15 protein-coding genes and 1 riboswitch are annotated in these 17,612 nt (G+C 45.6%); of the genes, 3 read left to right on the forward strand and 12 right to left on the reverse strand.

Features of this window, described 5'->3' with window-relative positions; translation table 11 throughout:
- Window positions 1-22: 22 nt before the first annotated feature.
- The 9 genes from IJE10_09370 to IJE10_09410 form a co-directional block, all read right to left on the reverse strand.
- The gene (locus IJE10_09370) at window positions 23-1,885 is read right to left on the reverse strand and encodes a hypothetical protein (GenBank protein MBQ2968313.1); all 1,863 of its coding nucleotides are present in this window, start codon (window positions 1,883-1,885) and stop codon (window positions 23-25) included.
- A 52-nt stretch (window positions 1,886-1,937) separates the two neighbouring features.
- Window positions 1,938-2,171 carry a preprotein translocase subunit SecG gene (secG, locus tag IJE10_09375; GenBank protein ID MBQ2968314.1) on the reverse strand — a complete coding sequence of 78 codons (234 nt, stop codon included), beginning with the start codon at window positions 2,169-2,171 and terminating at the stop codon, window positions 1,938-1,940.
- Between the two features lie 52 nt (window positions 2,172-2,223).
- Window positions 2,224-3,315, reverse strand: a complete 1,092-nt coding sequence (locus IJE10_09380) for a hypothetical protein (protein ID MBQ2968315.1) — start codon at window positions 3,313-3,315, stop codon at window positions 2,224-2,226.
- A gap of 9 nt (window positions 3,316-3,324) precedes the next feature.
- Window positions 3,325-4,848 (reverse strand): 2,3-bisphosphoglycerate-independent phosphoglycerate mutase, encoded by a 1,524-nt coding sequence (locus tag IJE10_09385; GenBank protein MBQ2968316.1) that lies wholly within the window; start codon window positions 4,846-4,848, stop codon window positions 3,325-3,327.
- 82 nt (window positions 4,849-4,930) lie between these two features.
- Complete coding sequence (locus IJE10_09390; protein MBQ2968317.1) at window positions 4,931-5,683, reverse strand: triose-phosphate isomerase; 753 nt, start codon at window positions 5,681-5,683, stop codon at window positions 4,931-4,933.
- A 3-nt stretch (window positions 5,684-5,686) separates the two neighbouring features.
- The gene (locus tag IJE10_09395) at window positions 5,687-6,769 is read right to left on the reverse strand and encodes an acetylxylan esterase (GenBank protein MBQ2968318.1); all 1,083 of its coding nucleotides are present in this window, start codon (window positions 6,767-6,769) and stop codon (window positions 5,687-5,689) included.
- Window positions 6,766-7,854, reverse strand: a complete 1,089-nt coding sequence (locus tag IJE10_09400) for an acetylxylan esterase (protein ID MBQ2968319.1) — start codon at window positions 7,852-7,854, stop codon at window positions 6,766-6,768. The genes IJE10_09395 and IJE10_09400 overlap by 4 nt, the downstream gene beginning before the upstream one ends.
- A 93-nt stretch (window positions 7,855-7,947) precedes the next feature.
- Window positions 7,948-9,144 (reverse strand): phosphoglycerate kinase, encoded by a 1,197-nt coding sequence (locus IJE10_09405; protein ID MBQ2968320.1) that lies wholly within the window; start codon window positions 9,142-9,144, stop codon window positions 7,948-7,950.
- An 89-nt stretch (window positions 9,145-9,233) separates the two neighbouring features.
- A complete protein-coding gene (locus IJE10_09410) occupies window positions 9,234-10,106 on the reverse strand; it encodes a DegV family protein (GenBank protein ID MBQ2968321.1) in 873 nt (290 codons plus the stop codon).
- Between the two features lie 174 nt (window positions 10,107-10,280).
- Window positions 10,281-10,391: riboswitch (TPP riboswitch) on the forward strand.
- Between the two features lie 69 nt (window positions 10,392-10,460).
- On the opposite strand from IJE10_09410, the gene IJE10_09415 reads away from it, so the two are divergent.
- Window positions 10,461-11,021: an energy-coupled thiamine transporter ThiT gene (locus IJE10_09415; GenBank protein ID MBQ2968322.1), complete on the forward strand. Its 561-nt coding sequence runs from the start codon at window positions 10,461-10,463 to the stop codon at window positions 11,019-11,021.
- Window positions 11,022-11,111: 90 nt separating this feature from the next.
- Entirely contained in the window at window positions 11,112-13,127 is a 2,016-nt protein-coding gene (locus IJE10_09420) for a hypothetical protein (protein ID MBQ2968323.1), read from the forward strand.
- Between the two features lie 24 nt (window positions 13,128-13,151).
- Here the strand turns inward: IJE10_09420 and cadA are convergent, their stop codons facing one another.
- From cadA to spoVG, 3 genes are all read right to left on the reverse strand, one after another.
- Window positions 13,152-15,068: a cadmium-translocating P-type ATPase gene (gene cadA / locus IJE10_09425; GenBank protein MBQ2968324.1), complete on the reverse strand. Its 1,917-nt coding sequence runs from the start codon at window positions 15,066-15,068 to the stop codon at window positions 13,152-13,154.
- A gap of 15 nt (window positions 15,069-15,083) precedes the next feature.
- Window positions 15,084-15,353 (reverse strand): metal-sensitive transcriptional regulator, encoded by a 270-nt coding sequence (locus tag IJE10_09430; GenBank protein MBQ2968325.1) that lies wholly within the window; start codon window positions 15,351-15,353, stop codon window positions 15,084-15,086.
- Window positions 15,354-15,465: 112 nt separating this feature from the next.
- Window positions 15,466-15,738 carry a septation regulator SpoVG gene (gene spoVG, locus IJE10_09435; GenBank protein MBQ2968326.1) on the reverse strand — a complete coding sequence of 91 codons (273 nt, stop codon included), beginning with the start codon at window positions 15,736-15,738 and terminating at the stop codon, window positions 15,466-15,468.
- Window positions 15,739-15,948: 210 nt separating this feature from the next.
- Between spoVG and IJE10_09440 the strand changes: the two genes are divergently transcribed.
- The gene (locus IJE10_09440; GenBank protein ID MBQ2968327.1) at window positions 15,949-17,589 is read left to right on the forward strand and encodes a right-handed parallel beta-helix repeat-containing protein; all 1,641 of its coding nucleotides are present in this window, start codon (window positions 15,949-15,951) and stop codon (window positions 17,587-17,589) included.
- The last annotated feature ends 23 nt before the right edge of the window (window positions 17,590-17,612 follow it).

Consider the following 17,612-nt stretch of genomic DNA (forward strand, 5'->3'; position numbering starts at 1 on the left):
TTATATATATTCGACATAAATGTTAAAAATCCTTTTTAAGACTCCTGCAGGTGCCAAGCACCACGTCTTTGCCGTGTACCGCTTTTGCGGTAAACAAAATACTGTCTCCCGAAACGGCTGTTTCAGGCACATCCGCACAGAAAATCAGATTTTTATCGCAGTACACAAAGCTGTTATGCTTTGCATCGGGTGTTCTCCGGTCGCGCCCTAAGAAAATCCCCTCGTGAAGCGTTTCGTCATCCGTAAAGTGCGTTTTTTTCCAGTCCTCGGTGCGTTTTAAGGTCTTATACTCTTCAAAAAACATCCTCTGCCACATACAAATGGCTGTGCGCGAACGGATGATTTCTTTAAACTCCTCTTCGTTTTCTTTGTTCCGGTGCGGATACAGATAATGGTGTATTGACCACTGGGTAAGCACCGAAGCGAAGCTGTCAAAGGGGCATCCGAACGGAATACGAGCGTTAGCGCCTGCTTTTTTGGGCATCAGCACCCGATCGGTCAGATACGGCTCTAAACAGCTTAAAATTTCATTTTTTTCCTCAAATCGGTCTGCTTTTTTTAAAAAATCTTCAAAATATTTGAATAATGCCGAGCAGGCAGAATTATCATACGGAAATGCGCAATCCGTGTCCCCGAAAAGCTTGCAAAGGGCAATTTCTGCCGCCGTCTGCAGGGGATGCACCGCATGCACATCCTTCTGAAGATGCTTTACCAGCAACTGTTGTTCCTTTGTTTCTTTGTCGGTCGTGCACACAATACGGCTTCTGAAAAACGCCACATCTGTTAAAATACCCAAACGGTCTGCCACAAACGAAACGGTAATTGCACGGGCTTTTTCGCCTTTTATAAACCTTGTCCGATTCCGTATCGCCTCAGGCACAAGCTTTGGCATTTCCCCTTTATAGCAAAGGGCTTTTTCCAACGGCTCGAGAGGCAGAATATCGTCCGTCAAATCCGGCACATGCACAAAAACGCGAGTCTTGTCCCCTGCTTTTTCGGTATGAAACGCCAAATCCTCCCGAATCAAACAAACCGCATGATGGGTAAAATCCTTTCGGATATAATTGGTACGGCGCGGTGCTTTTTCGAGGGTTTCTTCCGCATCAGCGGGCAAATAATCCGAAAACCGCTTTTCAATCAGAAACCGCTCAGAACGGGACGCACACACCTGCTTTAAAGCACGGCAAACCCGTTCCTGAGGCGTATAGGGCATAGAATCCCGCCAGTTTTCCTTTAAAGCCCTGGCGGACACCGTTTTAAGCTGTTGACAAGGTGACGCCATTTCAAATGCCTTTTTACGGAGGGCTTCGCCGTTTACAACCTCTGCATACACAAAGCTACCTGCAGGAAGACTGCTTTCACCCTCTGCAAAATAAATTTTATCTCCCAGCTCCTTATCATCCGGCACCACAAAAAGGCCCTCCGCATCCTGCTCTACTCTTCCGCAGAACAAGTCGCTTAAGGGGGCGATAATTTCTTCAATTACACCGCGCAATTCAAAGGCACCCGACTCATCATAGCCGTTTAACGCCACCCGGACCCGATCATTATGCCGTGCGCCGAAGGTGTATTTGGGTTCCACCTCTATAAAGCCGAAAAAGTCATCCGGCTTTACAAAACAAGCACCTTTAATCTCCACCACTCTGCCGGTAAACCGTTTTCTGTAGTCCTTATCCACCCCGTACCGTCCCGAGGGCAGACGCATCAAAAAACGCTTGAAAACCAGATAATTTAAGGTGTATTCCATCCGTTCTCTGGTTTCGTTGTAATAGCACATAAACCAGGAAAGCGGTTTTGGCTCATAGCACGGATGCTGGGTATATGCCTGCACCTTTTTGTACAGTGAAAAACGCGGTTTATACACTCTGTCCGGATTTTTTCCCATACCAATCCTCTTAAAAAATACAAGGGTAAGGCTTTTGCCTTACCCTTTTGAATTATTTCAGCAATGCCAAAGCCACCGAAGTGATGATGAACAAGACTGCTACGATAGAAGTAATCTTGCTTAAAATGCCATCAATTGTTCTGCCTTTGTTCTGACCGAAGAAAGATTCAGCACCGCCCGCAATGCTACCGGACAAACCGGCAGATTTACCGGACTGGAGCAATACGACCAGAATCAGCACAACCGCAATAATAATATGCGCGATGGAAAGAATAGTTGTCAACATTTCATTCAATCCTTTCTTGTTTACAAATGTATAGTGTATTATACCACAAAAATCAGTTTTTGTCAAGTGTTTTTTTGATTTCCGCTAAGGTGTCGCCAATGGTTTTACCCATGCCAAAGTAGCCGATATCATTGGGATGACAGCCGTCTGCTAAGCTGTCCTGCTCCATGCCCGGGAGAAACATTTCAAATCCTTTTACAAAATAAAGATTTTTATCCCCTTCTGCAAGACCTTTTTGGAAGTTGTCCCAAAGGGCATTAAATCGAGCCTCATCATCGCCCTGCTTAAGGTTTGCAACGGGTCTTGAGCACATCACAATAGGCAAATCGGGCTGTGCCTTACGCACCGTTTTGTAAAAACGCATCTGGGTTTCCTTCAAGTGTTCGGGGTTGGGGGAATTGTGGTCATAATCCAGTACAAATATGCTCATTTCAAGTCCAGCCACATATTCTGCCATTTCTTTCTCGCCCTTGGCGTTGCCCGAAAAGCCAAGATTTAAAAAGTCCCAGTCAAAACGACGGGAAATAAATCCCTGATAAATGGTACCCGGTCGCCCTGCACCCATACCCATGGTAATGGATGAGCCATAATATACAACAGGTTTTAAAGGACAGGTGTATTCATCTGCCACCTCTAAAGCTGCACCCTCCGGCACACCGATATAAAGGTCTGCAACAGGGTTCGCGATGGGCATATACATGGTGATATCACGCATTTTGGCGTTGCTCTTTTTTAAGTTTGCAACCACCTCAAAACGACCGCCCTCAAACCCTAACGGTGCACTTGTTGCGCCAACATAAATGTATTCTCCGTTTTCACGGCTGAAAAAGTCAAACCCTGTTCTGGAAAACTGCGAGCTGTTGCAACCACCGTGCCAGTCAACCATAAAGCATTTTACGGCAATCTTTTCCGCATCAGTCTTAAAACGAAGTCTGCCGCCCGAGGGATAGCGATTCATCACATAAACCGCAGAACTTACCTTTTCCGCATCTTTCGAGGGCATACGCACCAAAGAATCTGCACCTTCTTCTTTGTGGGTACCGTACATAGTAAAGGGTGCCTTTGTTGCATCGTAAAACTGAAATCCCTCTACATTGGTTTCGGTTTTCATATTTTTGTCCAGCTTATCTACACCGACATTCATGTTTTCACCTCATTTAAGCAAGCTTTCGCCACTCATTTCTTCCGGTTTTTCAATGCCCATAATATCCAAAAGTGTGGGCGCGAGGTCAGCAAGTCTGCCGTCTTTGAGTTCTTTGTCGCCGCCTGCATAAATCAACGGAACCATATTTGTGGTGTGTGCAGTAAATGCACCGCCGTCTACATCTAACATCTTGTCTGCATTACCGTGGTCTGCAGTAATGAGTGCTACACCGCCCTGATTTAAAATAGCATCTACCACTTCGCCAAGGCAGGTATCGACTGTTTCAACAGCCTTTACAGCCGCCTCAAACACGCCTGTGTGACCAACCATGTCGCAGTTTGCAAAGTTTAATACAATTAAATCGTATTCGTCAGACTTAATGCGGTTCACAACTTCATCTTTAACTTCCACAGCACTCATTTCGGGCTGCAGGTCATAGGTTGCAACCTTAGGAGACGGAATCAAGGCTCTGTCCTCTCCTTCATAAACCGCTTCCACACCGCCGTTAAAGAAGAAGGTTACATGTGCATACTTTTCGGTTTCTGCAATACGGAGCTGTTTCAAGCCCTTGTTGCTTACGATTTCACCCAAGGTGTTTGTAAGCTTTTGGGGCTTAAATGCCACTTCTACGTTGGGCATTTGCGCATCATACTGGGTCATACAAACAAAGAACGGTTTAATAAATTCTCTTTCAAAGCCGCCAAATTCGGCATCCACCAAAGTTCTTGTGATTTCTCTTGCTCTGTCGGGACGGAAGTTGAAAAATACAACCGAGTCGTCCTTTGCGATTTTTGCAACAGGTTTGCCATCCTTTTGCACTACGGTAGGCAGTACAAATTCGTCGGTTACTTCCTGTTCGTAAGAAGCTTTAACCGCTTCATAAGGACAGTCACATGCCACACCGTCACCGTTTACCATTGCATTGTATGCCTTTTCCACGCGTTCCCAACGGTTGTCGCGGTCCATCGCATAGTATCTGCCCATAACGGTTGCAATTTCGCCTACGCCGATTTCCTTGGTCTTTTCGTAGAGGTCTTTTACAAAGTCAGCACCGGAAGAGGGCGGTACGTCACGACCGTCTAAGAAACAATGCACATAAACCTTTGTAAGGCCTGCTTTTTTTGCAAGTTCTAACAAACCGTAGAGGTGCTCGTTATGGCTGTGCACGCCACCGTCCGAAAGAAGACCCATAAAATGCAACGCAGAGTCATTTTTCTTGCAGTTTTCGATAGCAGCAAGCAAGGTTTCGTTTTCAAAAAAGTCGCCGTCTTTAATGGATTTTGTGATACGGGTTAATTCCTGATACACAATTCTGCCTGCACCGATGTTGGTGTGACCAACCTCAGAGTTACCCATCTGACCCTCGGGCAGACCTACGTCCATACCGCTGGCAGACAGCTTGGAATTGGGATATTTTGCAAATAAACCGTCCATAACGGGGGTTTTTGCTTCATAAATGGCATTTACGCCCTTTGCGGTATCGCTGTTTAAGCCATAACCGTCTAAGATAATCAAAGCAACAGGTTTTGCCATGTTTTTTCCTCCTATTATATGCCTATTTTACGCTCAAACAGAGCTATGCTGTGCATAGCTCTGTAAGGAACATGAATTTTTCTTATTTCGCAGCCTTGGTGATTACTGCAAAGTCAGCAGCTACCAAAGAAGCACCGCCAATCAAGCCACCGTCGATGTTTGCCTTTGCGAGCAACCCTTCTGCATTTTTAGCATTCATGGAACCGCCGTACTGAATGGTGATTGCTGCAGCGGTATCTGCATCATAAAGCTGTGCCAATACAGCACGGATGCCTGCGCAAACCTCTTCAGCCTGGTCGTCGGTTGCGGTTTTACCGGTACCGATTGCCCAGATGGGTTCGTATGCAATAACAACTTTCGCAGCATCGGATGCTTCAATGCCTGCAAACGCCTTCTTAATCTGGATGTTGATCAAGTCCATGGTGATGCCTGCTTCTCTTTCTTCCAGAGATTCACCCACGCAAACAATCGGAATCAAGCCCTTTTCCAAAGCTTTGATGGTCTTTTTGTTTACGGTTTCGTCGGTTTCTGCAAAATACTGTCTTCTTTCGGAGTGACCGATGATAACGTATTCAACGCCCAGGTCTTTTAACATATCTGCAGAGATTTCGCCGGTGAATGCACCCTTGTCTTCAAAATGCAGGTTTTCTGCACCAATTTTAACATGTGTGCCTTTAGCCGCTTCAATAGCGGGAGCGAGGTTTACATACGGTGTGCAGCAAACCACTTCGCAGGAAGAACCCTTGGTTGCTTCCACAACTTCTTTTACATAACCAAATGTTTCGGACGGTAACTTGTTCATTTTCCAGTTACCTGCAATAATGTACTTACCCATTTTTCATTTCTCCTTTTTCTCGTTTCGTTTTTTGTCCAGGAAATCCATATAACAATTCCAGTCCTCACGGCTTAAGAAATGTCTGCCCTTGCGGATGTGATAGCCGATTTCACCGTCTATCAGATTTGTGCCCGGTTCAGGCATGGTTTCCTTATTATATACAAGACCTTTAAGTCCGTATTGTTTATAAGCTTCAGATGCCGCAACACAGCTTAAAAATTCGCTTTCGGGGTCTGCGCCCCAGTCTTCTTCCGCACTGCCCACGCAAAGATAACGGGGTGCAATGCACGCCAACAGAAAATGCTGGTCGTAAGGTTTTTCGTTTTCCCTGCACATGTAGTCGGTAAATGCCGGACACATCCAGTCCTTCGAACCGTATTTATCAAACATCGCGATACTTTCGCCTGTGCCGTATTTGGCAATCGCCGCACCACCGTAGCCCGAGCAGTTGGAAATGGTGCAATACACGCGCTCGTCCTGCGCACCGCACCAAAGGGCGGTTTTGCCAAGACGTGAATGCCCGATTACCGTAATTTCTTTGGAATTGATTTCGGGGCGGGTTTCGAGGTAGTCAATCACAAGACTTGCGGCAAACGCCCACATACCGATTTTTCCCCATTCATCTTTCTTGCGCTCATTGTTTTTCACATACATACCTGCCATACCCTTTGTAAAATCGGAATCTATGGTGTCCGGCACCACATCCTGATAACAAATGGTACAAATGGCATAACCACGGTCTAAAATTTCCTCGGTCGGCTGATGACGGTCGGGAATATCTTTTCTGAAATTAATATGCAAAAATGTGGGTGCTTTTTCCACACCGTACGGAATCAACAGATAAAAGTGGAAAAAGTGCATACCGCCGGGGGTCATATAATTCATCTGAAAGCGTTGCTGTAATGCCTTGCCTGCAAAAGCAATTTTGCTTTCTTCTATCAAATCCACATTCCACACTTTCGGTCTTTCGGGTGTGAAACCATATTCATAAGTTGCAAGAATGTTAAGTAACTCTTTTCTGCGTTCTTCCCAGGATTTTTCACCGTCTGAAAGGGGCAAAAGCTCTCTGTCCTCTAACATTTTCATATTGTTTCACACTCCCTTTCTTTGCGTTTTTTATCCAAGAAGTCCATATAATACATCCAGTCGGTTCTGCTTAAGAAATGTTTGCCTTTTCGCAAGTGGTAGCCGATTTCGCCATCCGTAAGTGCCGTACCGACTTCAACCATAGTGTCTCCGTCATATTTAAGACCTGTCTTGCCCAAAGCTTTATAAGCTTCGGAGGCTGCAACACAGCTTAAAAATTCGCTTTCAGGGTCTGCGCCCCAGTCTTCTTCGGCACTGCCGACACAAAGATAACGGGGTGCAATACAAGCAAGCAGAAAATGCTGATCGTAAGGCTTTTCATCATCTTTTCCCGAATAATCGGTAAAAGCAGGGCAAAACCAGTCTTTCGAGCCTGCATCTTCAAACATATAAATTTTTTCGCCCGTACCGCCTTTGGCAATTGCCGCACCGCCGTAACCCGAGCAGTTGGAAATGGTGCAATATACTCTTTCATCCTGCGCACCGCACCAGAGGGCAGTTTTGCCGAGACGGGAGTGTCCGATAACCGAAATTTCCTTGGAATTGATTTCGGGACGGGTTTCCAAATAATCCATCACGCAGCTCGCCGCATATGCCCACATCCCGATTCTTCCCCACGAATCTTTCCTGCGCTCGTTGTTTTTCTCAAACAACTGTGCAATACCTTTTGAGTAATCAGAATCTAAACTGTCAGGCACCACATCGTTATAGCAAATGGTGCAGATTGCATACCCACGGTCTAAAATTTCTTCGGTGGGCTGATATCTGTCCGGAATGTCTTTACGGAAATTCAGATGCAAAAATGTTGGTACATTTTCTTTCTTATTGGGTGTAACCAAATAAAAATAGAAAAAGTACATACCGCCGGGCGAGGTGAAATAAAATTTCAACCATTGTTGTGTCGCCTTGCCTGCAAAGGCATTTTTATCTTCGGTTATCACATCCACATGCCAGATTTTGGGCTTTTCGGGTGTAAAACCGTACTCATAAGTCGCTAAGATGTCTAAAAGCTCTTTTCTGCGTTCTTCCCAGGATTTCTCCTCGTCCAAAAGAGGCAGTAACTCTCTGTCATCCAACATTTTCATATCAATCAGCTCCTTTGTATATTTACATCAATATACAACACGGCATCCGCCTCTGTCAACAATAGCAAAGACGGATGTCGGAAAACGCATCAATTATTTATCGTTGAGTGCAACGATACCGGGCAATTCCTTACCTTCCAAGAATTCGAGGGATGCACCGCCACCTGTGGAAATGTGGCTCATCTTTTCACCAAGACCTGCCTGGTTTACAGCTGAAACAGAGTCGCCGCCGCCGATGATGGTGGTTGCATCGATTTCAGCAAGTACTTTTGCGATTGCATTGGTACCCTTTGCAAAGGTAGGCATTTCAAATACGCCCATCGGTCCGTTCCAAACAACGGTCTTTGCCTTTTTAACTGCATCGGAATACAGTTCGATGGTCTTTTCACCAATGTCAAGACCCTGCCAGCCTGCTTCAATACCGCCACGGGCTACAGTTTTGTGTTCTGCATCGTTTGCAAAATCGGTTGCTACAACTGTATCGATCGGAAGCAAGAGTTCAACGCCCTTGTCTTTTGCCTTCTGAACCATTTCGTTTGCATAGTCGAGGTAATCAGCTTCCAGCAAGGAATCGCCAACTTCTTCGCCTGCAGCCTTCATGAAGGTGTAAGCCATACCGCCGCCGATGATTAAGGTGTCAACCTTTTCGAGCAGGTTGTTGATAACAGAAATCTTGGAAGAAACCTTAGAACCGCCTAAGATTGCAACGCAGGGACGAACGGGGTTGTTTACCGCATTGCCCAAAAATTCGATTTCTTTTTCAATGAGGAAACCGCATACGCAATCGCCTTCGATATAGTCGGTAACACCAACGGTAGAGCAATGTGCTCTGTGTGCAGTACCGAATGCATCGTTTACAAATACTTCAGCTAAAGACGCGAGGTCTTTGGAGAAGGTTTCAATGTTCTTGGTTTCTTCTGCTCTGTAACGGGTGTTTTCCAAAAGAACAACATCGCCGTCCTTCATTGCTGCAACTGCTGCCTTTGCATTGTCGCCAACAACGTTTGCATCTGCTGCAAATACAATTTCTTTACCGAGCTTTTCGGAAAGCTTCTTTGCAACGGGTGCTAAAGAGAATTTCGGAATTGCTTCACCCTTGGGCTTGCCAAGATGCGAGCAAAGGATTACTTTTGCATTATTGTCTACCAAATACTTAATGGTAGGAAGTGCACCGTCGATACGGGTTTCGTCGGTGATTTCGAGATTTTCATTGAGCGGTACGTTAAAATCGCAACGAACCAGCACTTTTTTGCCTGCTACGGCAATGTCTTTAATGGACTTTTTGTTCATGATTTTTCCCTCCGAAAAAATAAATTTAAAATGTTTTTATTACTATCTAATCTATTGTACACTACTTTTAAAAATTTTTCAAGTGTTTTTTAGAATTTTTTATCTACGATACAAAGACCCAAAACCCCCGGACCTGCATGCGCACCGATGGTGATACCTACGTCATGACGCATATCCACGGGTCTGCCGATTTCTTCTTCAATTCGTTTAGCCAGTGCGGATGCCTGTTCTTCTGCATCCCCGTCCAAAACAAAGAACATCGCCTCGTCGGGATTGGGTGCTTTCTGATGTAAAATTTCGATAAATTTAGGCAATACCTTTTTCGCACCGCGTACCTTATCGAGGGATTCCACCACCCCGTTGTTTACATAAAGGATGGGACGGATATCCAGCACACCGCCGATAACTGCGGTTGCAGACTTGATTCTGCCGCCGCGACGGAGATATTCCAAAGTTTCCACCACGAAAAAGCTCTGGGTGTGCGACAATACCTCACGGATGCGGTCTGCCACATCCTTTGCGGAAGCATCTGGATTTTCGGCTAAATATTTTGCACCGCAGATGGTCGCATGTCCCGTGCCGAAGGCTAAGTGCAGAGAATCCACGATTTCTACATTCACAATCCCCTCGTCCTCCACAACGCCTTTTGCAATGGTCGCAGACTGGTTTGTACCGCTGGCAGTCGAGCCGATGGTAACCATAACAATATCGGTATACCCTTCCGCTGCAGCCTTTTTATATTCGTCTTCAAATTCAGCAGGGGTAATCTGCACGGTTTTGGGTGCTTCATTCCCCTCACGCATTCTTTTATAGAATTCTTCCGTCGTGATATCCACACGGTCGCGGTATTCGATGCCGTCACCAAAATTGGTCTTAAAGGGAAGCACACGGATACCGTATTCTTTTGCTTCTTCGGGACGGATATCGCCCGAGCTGTCTGCCATAATCAAAATTTTGCTCATGTTCAAAATTCCTTTCTGTAATGTTTTTTGTGCGATTCACATAATCTATCAGGATAAGTATACTATAAATTCCCGTAATTTTCAAGTTTTATTTTTGCACTTGACAAATTTTCCCTGTTGTGCTATATTAAAGCTGTAATTGCGCAATTACACTTAAACTGAATAGCCGACCAAAGGTCGGCAACGGGGAGTTGCTGTTTGCGACTGAGAGTAGAACTTAAAGTTCTTGACCCTTTAACCTGATTTGGGTAATGCCAACGTAGGAAAACTAACTAATGTACTAAACACGCATCCCAAGGATGCGTGTTTTTTATTGGTATTCCCTTTTCACACAACAGAAAAGGAGGAAAAAACATGAATCAAAAAACAAAAAACTTAACCTTAAGCGCTATTTTAATCGCGCTGGCAACGGTGCTTGCCGTTATTTCCAACATCCTGCCCATCCGCCTGCCCTATGGCGGGTCGGTCACATTGGCATCCATGGTGCCTATTATTCTGATCGGTATCCTGTGCGGTACAAAATGGGGCTTGCTTTCGGGCGTTGTATACGGTGTAATCCAAATGCTTTTCGGCTTTTATCCTGCCCCGACCCAAACCCTGTTTGACAACATCTTAGTGGTGCTTTTGGACTACATTCTGGCGTTTGGCGTGCTGGGTCTTTCGGACGTATTTTTCTGTCTTACGGGCAAAAAAGTGTATTCGGTTGCCTTCAGCGCCTTTGCAGTTACCACTCTTCGGTATATCTGTCACATTTTATCGGGCGTGATTATCTGGAGCGTATACAAGGAAGCTGAACAAACTGCCCTTGCATATTCCCTGATTTATAACGGAAGCTACATGATTCCCGAAATCATCTTAAGCACCGCGGTTACAGCCCTTTTGTTCCCGCTGATTCAAAAGCAAAAAGCAAGATAATTTCAAAATACCCTTTGTGCAATTTTATTGATAGAAAGTGCAAGACTTTTTTTGTCCCGGTATGCTATACTGAAAGCAGGAGGGATATTTATGAAACACACACGAAAAGACAATACTGCGTTGGATTTCCTTGTCCCGGTTGCCATAGACGGCGACTGGCCAACCACCGATGAAATTATACAAAATCTTTTGGAAATGAAAGAAAAATTCGGACAAAAACGCTTTTTGTTATGCGGTCCGTCTGGCGGCTGGCGCGCAAAAGGGCTTCCGCCCATCTCCTTTTATGAGGAGCTTGCACATTTTTTTAAAACCGTAAAGGACGCGGTTGCACCATACGGCATTCAATGCGGCTGGTGGAACTGTCTTACATTAAAAGCAGGCACAGACAAAGCTTATCAGCATGTGGTTAAAAGCGACGGCACCGAGCATCCCTTTGGCTGTTGCCCTTTAGACCCGGCTTTTCAGAAAGCATTTGCCGAGAGAAATGCACGGTTTTGTGAAATCGCAAAGCCTGCTTTTGTAGCCTTTGAGGATGACTACGCATTAGGCGCCTCGGCAGGTAGCTTTGGATGTTTTTGCAAATTCCATTTGGACGAATTTGCAAAACGCGAAGGCAAATACTATACACGCGAGGAACTGGTTGAAATTTTTAACCAAAGAACTCCCGAGAGCTATGCCTTAATGAAAAGATGGCGCGATTTTCGGGCAGATTCCATGGTCAGCATTTCGGAAGCCGTGCGCAAAGCGGTTGACGTAAAAAGCCCCGAAATTCCGTTCGGGCTTATGCAATCGGGTGCTTGTGATGTAGACGGCAACTGCACCGAACGGGTCTGCCGGGCACTTGCAGGACCCAATCATACCCCCTTTGCAAGATTACACGGCACCGCTTACTGCGATGTAACGGGTGCAAAAAACATTCCCACAATATTATATCATGCTCTTTACGCAAGAGAGCATATCAAAGGCGATTTTGCCTACTACCATGAATCGGACGTATTTCCGCACACAAGATTTTTTATGCCTGCGGTAAAAATGCGTGCATTGGAATCGGTTGTATTTTCCAACGGCTTTGACGGAGCCATTTTCTACAATTGCCAGATTTTAGACGACCGACTGGAAGAGCCTGCATACAGCGATATGCTCGCCTGCGAACGGGAACGCTTCAACGAAATCAACCGCATCAGCAAAAAGTGCAAAAGAGAGGGCGTTGAAATTCCGTACGACCCCTTCTGGAACACCGCTGAAGACATTACATTTGTGCCGTTCTGGACAGAGAGTGTAGCACGGTTCGGCATTCCGTTTATCACCGCCGAATCGAATGTGGCATTCTGGGATTCCCGACAAGCCAAATACTATTCCCACGAGCAGATTATGCACGGTCTGCAAAAAGGTCTGTTTTTAGATGCTGCTGCCGCCAAAGCTCTATGCGATCGCGGTTACGGCAAGTATTTAGGTGTTCAGATTGGTGATGCTGTTATAAAAGGAAACATGCAATACGATATTGCCGCAAAAGAAGTGATAAAAGCGCCCTTTGATATCTACAGCAAAGGAAAGGATATGCCCATTTCCTATTTCTATTCTCCCCTCGGTACAGGAACATCTCTCGAAATTCAAATAACCGACCCCAAAACAGAGGTTATTTCGGAAAACTACACCTACCAGAAAGAGCTGATTTCCCCTGCCATGGTGCGGTTTGAAAACGAGCTTGGCGGTCGCATTGTTATTTATGGTACGACCATGCAGGGCAACCGTTCCCACTCTTTGTTAAACTACCGCCGTCAAAGACTGTTTCATGCCCTTTTGAAGTGGTGTGATGATGCCTATATTTTTGCAGAAAATCAGCCCAACATCTATACGGTTGTCAACAGAGCGGAACATCCTGAGCAAGACGGCTTTTACGGCATGCTTACCCTGAACAATCTCGGGGAGGATAAAATTGAAAGTGTCACCTTTAATCTGCCCGAAAAATGGCAGAACGCAACCGAGTTTTTGGTGTTGAATCGGGAGGCAGCCTGGGTAAAAGGAAATATTGAAAAATGCAAAAATAAGCTTACCGTAAACCACACCTTTAATTACTGTGACCCGATATACATACTTATAAAGTAAAAAAAGACTCCCGAGGGAGTCTTTTTATTTTTTCATATTCAGAAGTCTGCAGGAATTTAGGACCACCAACACCGAAACGCCGTTATGCAACAGCGCACCGCCCACGGGGCTTAAGTACCCTAAAAAGCTTAGAATCACCGCAATAACATTCACCGTCATGGCAAATATAATGTTGGTTTTGATGGTGAACAACACCCTTTTTGCGCTTTGGATAAGCCACGGAAGCACCGTCAAATCCTCGGTGAATAAACAGATGTCTGCGTTTTGTGTGGCAATGTCACTGCCAAGCACGCTCATGGAAATGCCCACATCCGCGGTTGCAAGGGCAGGCGTGTCATTGATGCCGTCCCCCACATACACCGTTTTGCCTATATCCTTTAAAAATGATACAATTTCGGTTTTCTTCTCGGGCATAAGGGAATGCTCTACTTTTGAAATACCCGCCTGATTTGCAATAAATTCCGCTGTACCGCCATTGTCCCCTGTCAGCATCACAGGTTCAATCTGCATGCCTTTCAACGCTGTGGCAGTATTTTTCGCTTCTGCTCTTAAGGTATCTGCCAACGCACAAAGCCCGATTGTTTCGTTGTCCACCGTCAGAGTGATAACCGTTTTGCCCTGCTGTTGCCAGGTCTGCACCACAGCATCCGCATCTGCTTTGGCACGCATTGCCTTTACCGCCTTACCGTCTATCACACAGCTGACACCCATGCCCCGATGCACCGCCTGCTGTTCACAAGGGAGTACGCTTCCCCGTTCATCTTTTAATATTGCCTTGGCAATGGGATGCTCCGAAATGCTTTCAGCGGTTTTCAGCAGGCTGAAAAAAGTCTCCTCTTCTACGGTTAACAACTTGATATCGGTTACCGCAAGCATGCCTTTCGTAAGGGTTCCCGTTTTATCGAACGCCACATATTTTGTATCGGCAAGTGCTTCCACCGCACCGCCCGACTTTGCCAGTACGCCTTGCTTTGAAAAAGCACCAAAGCTTGCGGAAATGGCTGTGGGGGTTGCAAGGGTTAACGCGCAGGGACAAAAGACCACCAGCACCGAAACACCGCGCACCAGCGCATCAATCAGGCTTACCTGCAAAACAAAATATGCAGTCAGAAAAATCAGCACCGCGATCAATGCCGCAACAGGCACTAACACCGATGCCCAACGGTCTGCCGTACGGGCAATGGGCGCTTTTTTGCCCTGTGCCTCTTCAGTCAGCCGAATCATGCGCGAAAGTGCCATATCCTCACACTTTTGCGTAATCTGTACTTCCAATACACCGTACACATTCCGTGCACCACCGTAAACAAAATCGCCCTTTGCGACGTCTGCGTGTACCGACTCGCCCGTCATGTGACTGTTGTCCACTGCACTTTCACCTTTTATAACCACACCGTCTGCAGGCACGGTTTCTTCGGGGTTAACCAAAATCACATCCCCGATATGCAATTTAGAAACCGCAATTTCTGTCCATTCGCCGTCCCGCATCGCTTTTGCAGTATGCGGCAGAAGCTTTGCCAGCTTCTGTACACCGCTTTTGCTCTTTTTAACGGTCTTTTCCTCTAAAAATTCGCCTAAACACATCAGAAAGGCAATTTCCCCTGCAGCAAACAGATAGCTTTCCCCATGATGTCCCCCCGCAAAGCCGAGTAAACAGAAAATCTCCAGCGCCACCGATGCCAGAATCGCCACCGACACCAGCAGGGATGAGGTGATTTTCTTTTGGCGGATGGCTTTAAATGCCCCGATAAATATATCCTTACCGCAAAGCAGAATGGCAATCCAGGCAGGGTCTATGTAGGGTACAAGTTTAAAAAAGCTCAGCACCAGCCCAACCAGAGACAATCCTAAAACCAAATACTCCAAAACAGCTGCCTTTTCTTTATGGTCATGACCGCAGCCGCAGTCACAACCGCAGTGCGCGTGTTCATGCTCGTGTGCCATGTATAACGCCTCCCTTTAAAGATAACTTTCCAGCACTTTATTAAAACGGTCTAAAATATCCCCGTCTCCGTTTTCAACACCCTCTTTGACACAATGGTTCAGATGATGCTTTAAAATCAGTGTGCCTGCATTATGCATCGCACTTTCTACTGCACGGATTTGGGTCATCACTTCTTCGCATTCCCGACCGTCCGACAGCATTTTGCGGATGGCACGGACGTGACCTTCAATGTTTGCAAGCCGTCTGTCCGCCTGCTCATACACTTCATTACACATACTATGCATCTCCTTTTTTCTTATACCCCCTCCCAGGGGGTGCGGATAAAGTATAACACAGTTTCTTTATTTTGTCAACAAAAAAAGCACCGCGATGCGATGCTTTTGCTTTGCTTGGTTTTTATTCTTCTTCCGGCTCGTTCATAGCCTCTTCATATTTTGCCAAGACAGCTTTCTGAAGCGATTCTCTCATATCCGCATGAATGGGATGTGCGATGTCTTTGAATTCACCGTCAGCAGTTTTGCGGCTGGGCATTGCGATAAACAATTTGTCCTGACCTTCGATAACTTTAATGTCGTGTACAACAAAAGCATCGTCGAAGGTTACGGAAACAACCGCCTTCATTCTTCCTTCCGAATTGATTTTTCTTACTCTGATATCAGTGATTACCATGATGTTACTTCCCTTCTCTTTTTAAATATTCTCCCGGCAAACATGTAAATTTATTTACCTTATGTTGATTTTAGTCCTTTCGCCCGCATTTGTCAAGAGATTTGACGGCATTTGGTCATTTTGCACAATAATTTTGGTCATTTTCTACATTTGTGTTGAAAAGTGCCATAATCCGTGTTATAATAAGGAAAAAAAGGAAAGGGTGCTGATATGCAACACACAATTTGTGTAAAAGAATTTGTCGCTTTACCCACAAACGATGCCACACCCGGCATTTTAAAAGCCATACAGAAAGCAAAACAGGAGCAGGCGTCGGTTTTAGAATTCGAGGCAGGCATTTATCCGTTAAAATCCCACAACCCATTCAAAACGGATTTAACCGCACACGATGCAGGCGCAGAGCTTCTGCCCGAAAAGGATGTACACATTCTCCTTTGCGGTTTAAAAAACATCACGATACGCGGTGCAGTTGACAAAGAGGGCAATCCCGCAACCGTCTTATCTGCAGACAACAACTTAGAACTTCACAGCCTTCTCCCCTCTTTGCTCTGGATGACCGACTGTGAAAATATCACCGTCGAAAATTTCAAATTCAAGCGCGACCCGGAATTCTGTTCGGCAGGACGCGTGACCAAAATCGAAAACGATACCCTTTTCTTAGAGGTTTTCGAGGGCAATCCCTGCTATGATAATATGGGTACCCATTGCATGAACCGCTTCACCCCCGAAGGGGAATTAAACGGCGAAAGCCTTTCCTACGGACCGGGGCTTGCGGAAAAATTCAGACTGGTGGGCGACCGTCTGCTTTCGTTAAAGGACGAAAAAGTTGCCTCCCGCGTAGAAACCGGTGATATCATAACCTTCCACCAGGGAGCAAAAACCGACTTTCAATGCTACTTTGGTGCAAGCAAAAACGTAACCTTGAAAAATTTACACACCGTAAATGCCAACGGCTTTGCCTTTCTTGCCTTTGACATTCGCAATCTCACCATTGAAAATGTAAAATTCAAACCGGAGGGCAACCAGTATTTCACCGCCCCCAGAGATGCTTTTAAACTGCACAAGTGTCAGGGCGATATCTTTGTAAATCAAATGTATATCGAGGGTGTGCGCATGGACGGGCAGAATATGCACTCCAATTTTCTGTTCCCCGTGGCACAGAAGGATAAAAACACCCTTGTTCTGTTTTCCCGCTATGCCTACCTCAAGCTTCCCGAAAACACAGAAATGGAATGCTATGCAAAGGGCGAAGAATCGCTTTTTAACATCCTTAGCGTAAAGAACGCAGAGCCTGCAACCTTAGATGACTATCCCGGCTACAACTACACCGTTACCTTTAAAGAATCTCTTGAAGGCATGGATATAAGTGAAGCTCTGTTTTTAGCCCGTGCCTGGGAGCCTGATAGCTATGTTTGCGAAAATTCCGTATTTACAAACATTGCAGGTGCAGGTCACCTTTCCAGAATTGACCATATGCGTATCCGCAACTGCACCTACAAAAATTTAATGAACAGCGGTATCTGGCTGGGTGTGGAATTCCCGAGCCATGTGGAGGGCGGAAATGCAACCGATATCGAAATCGAGGGCTGTACCTTTATCCATTGCGGAAACACCTCCCGTTGCGGTGCCGGAGGCTGTATCGGTATGAATTCTTATCAGTTCGATGCATATCACAACAGAGATATCCGCATCCGCGACTGCATTTTCAAAGACAGCGACATCGGTATAGACGTTCAGAACGCACAGGATGTACATATTGAAAATTGTACTTTTTCGGGCGTAAAAAACGAAATCTGTACAAATAATTGCAATTCGGGAAAAATTTATGTTGATTTGCAACAGATTTTGTGATATACTATATTATCATATAGAAT

This window comes from Clostridia bacterium (assembly GCA_017410375.1).
Taxonomy (GTDB): domain Bacteria; phylum Bacillota; class Clostridia; order RGIG6154; family RGIG6154; genus RGIG6154.

Bases quoted from the DNA above. Each gene is read 5' to 3' on its own strand.
- IJE10_09370 (MBQ2968313.1), bottom strand. From the start codon at position 1,885: ATGGGAAAAAATCCGGACAGAGTGTATAAACCGCGTTTTTCACTGTAC.
- secG (MBQ2968314.1), bottom strand. From the start codon at position 2,171: ATGTTGACAACTATTCTTTCCATCGCGCATATTATTATTGCGGTTGTG.
- IJE10_09380 (MBQ2968315.1), bottom strand. From the start codon at position 3,315: ATGAATGTCGGTGTAGATAAGCTGGACAAAAATATGAAAACCGAAACC.
- IJE10_09385 (MBQ2968316.1), bottom strand. From the start codon at position 4,848: ATGGCAAAACCTGTTGCTTTGATTATCTTAGACGGTTATGGCTTAAAC.
- IJE10_09390 (MBQ2968317.1), bottom strand. From the start codon at position 5,683: ATGGGTAAGTACATTATTGCAGGTAACTGGAAAATGAACAAGTTACCG.
- IJE10_09395 (MBQ2968318.1), bottom strand. From the start codon at position 6,769: ATGAAAATGTTAGAGGACAGAGAGCTTTTGCCCCTTTCAGACGGTGAA.
- IJE10_09400 (MBQ2968319.1), bottom strand. From the start codon at position 7,854: ATGAAAATGTTGGATGACAGAGAGTTACTGCCTCTTTTGGACGAGGAG.
- IJE10_09405 (MBQ2968320.1), bottom strand. From the start codon at position 9,144: ATGAACAAAAAGTCCATTAAAGACATTGCCGTAGCAGGCAAAAAAGTG.
- IJE10_09410 (MBQ2968321.1), bottom strand. From the start codon at position 10,106: ATGAGCAAAATTTTGATTATGGCAGACAGCTCGGGCGATATCCGTCCC.
- IJE10_09415 (MBQ2968322.1), top strand. From the start codon at position 10,461: ATGAATCAAAAAACAAAAAACTTAACCTTAAGCGCTATTTTAATCGCG.
- IJE10_09420 (MBQ2968323.1), top strand. From the start codon at position 11,112: ATGAAACACACACGAAAAGACAATACTGCGTTGGATTTCCTTGTCCCG.
- cadA (MBQ2968324.1), bottom strand. From the start codon at position 15,068: ATGGCACACGAGCATGAACACGCGCACTGCGGTTGTGACTGCGGCTGC.
- IJE10_09430 (MBQ2968325.1), bottom strand. From the start codon at position 15,353: ATGCATAGTATGTGTAATGAAGTGTATGAGCAGGCGGACAGACGGCTT.
- spoVG (MBQ2968326.1), bottom strand. From the start codon at position 15,738: ATGGTAATCACTGATATCAGAGTAAGAAAAATCAATTCGGAAGGAAGA.
- IJE10_09440 (MBQ2968327.1), top strand. From the start codon at position 15,949: ATGCAACACACAATTTGTGTAAAAGAATTTGTCGCTTTACCCACAAAC.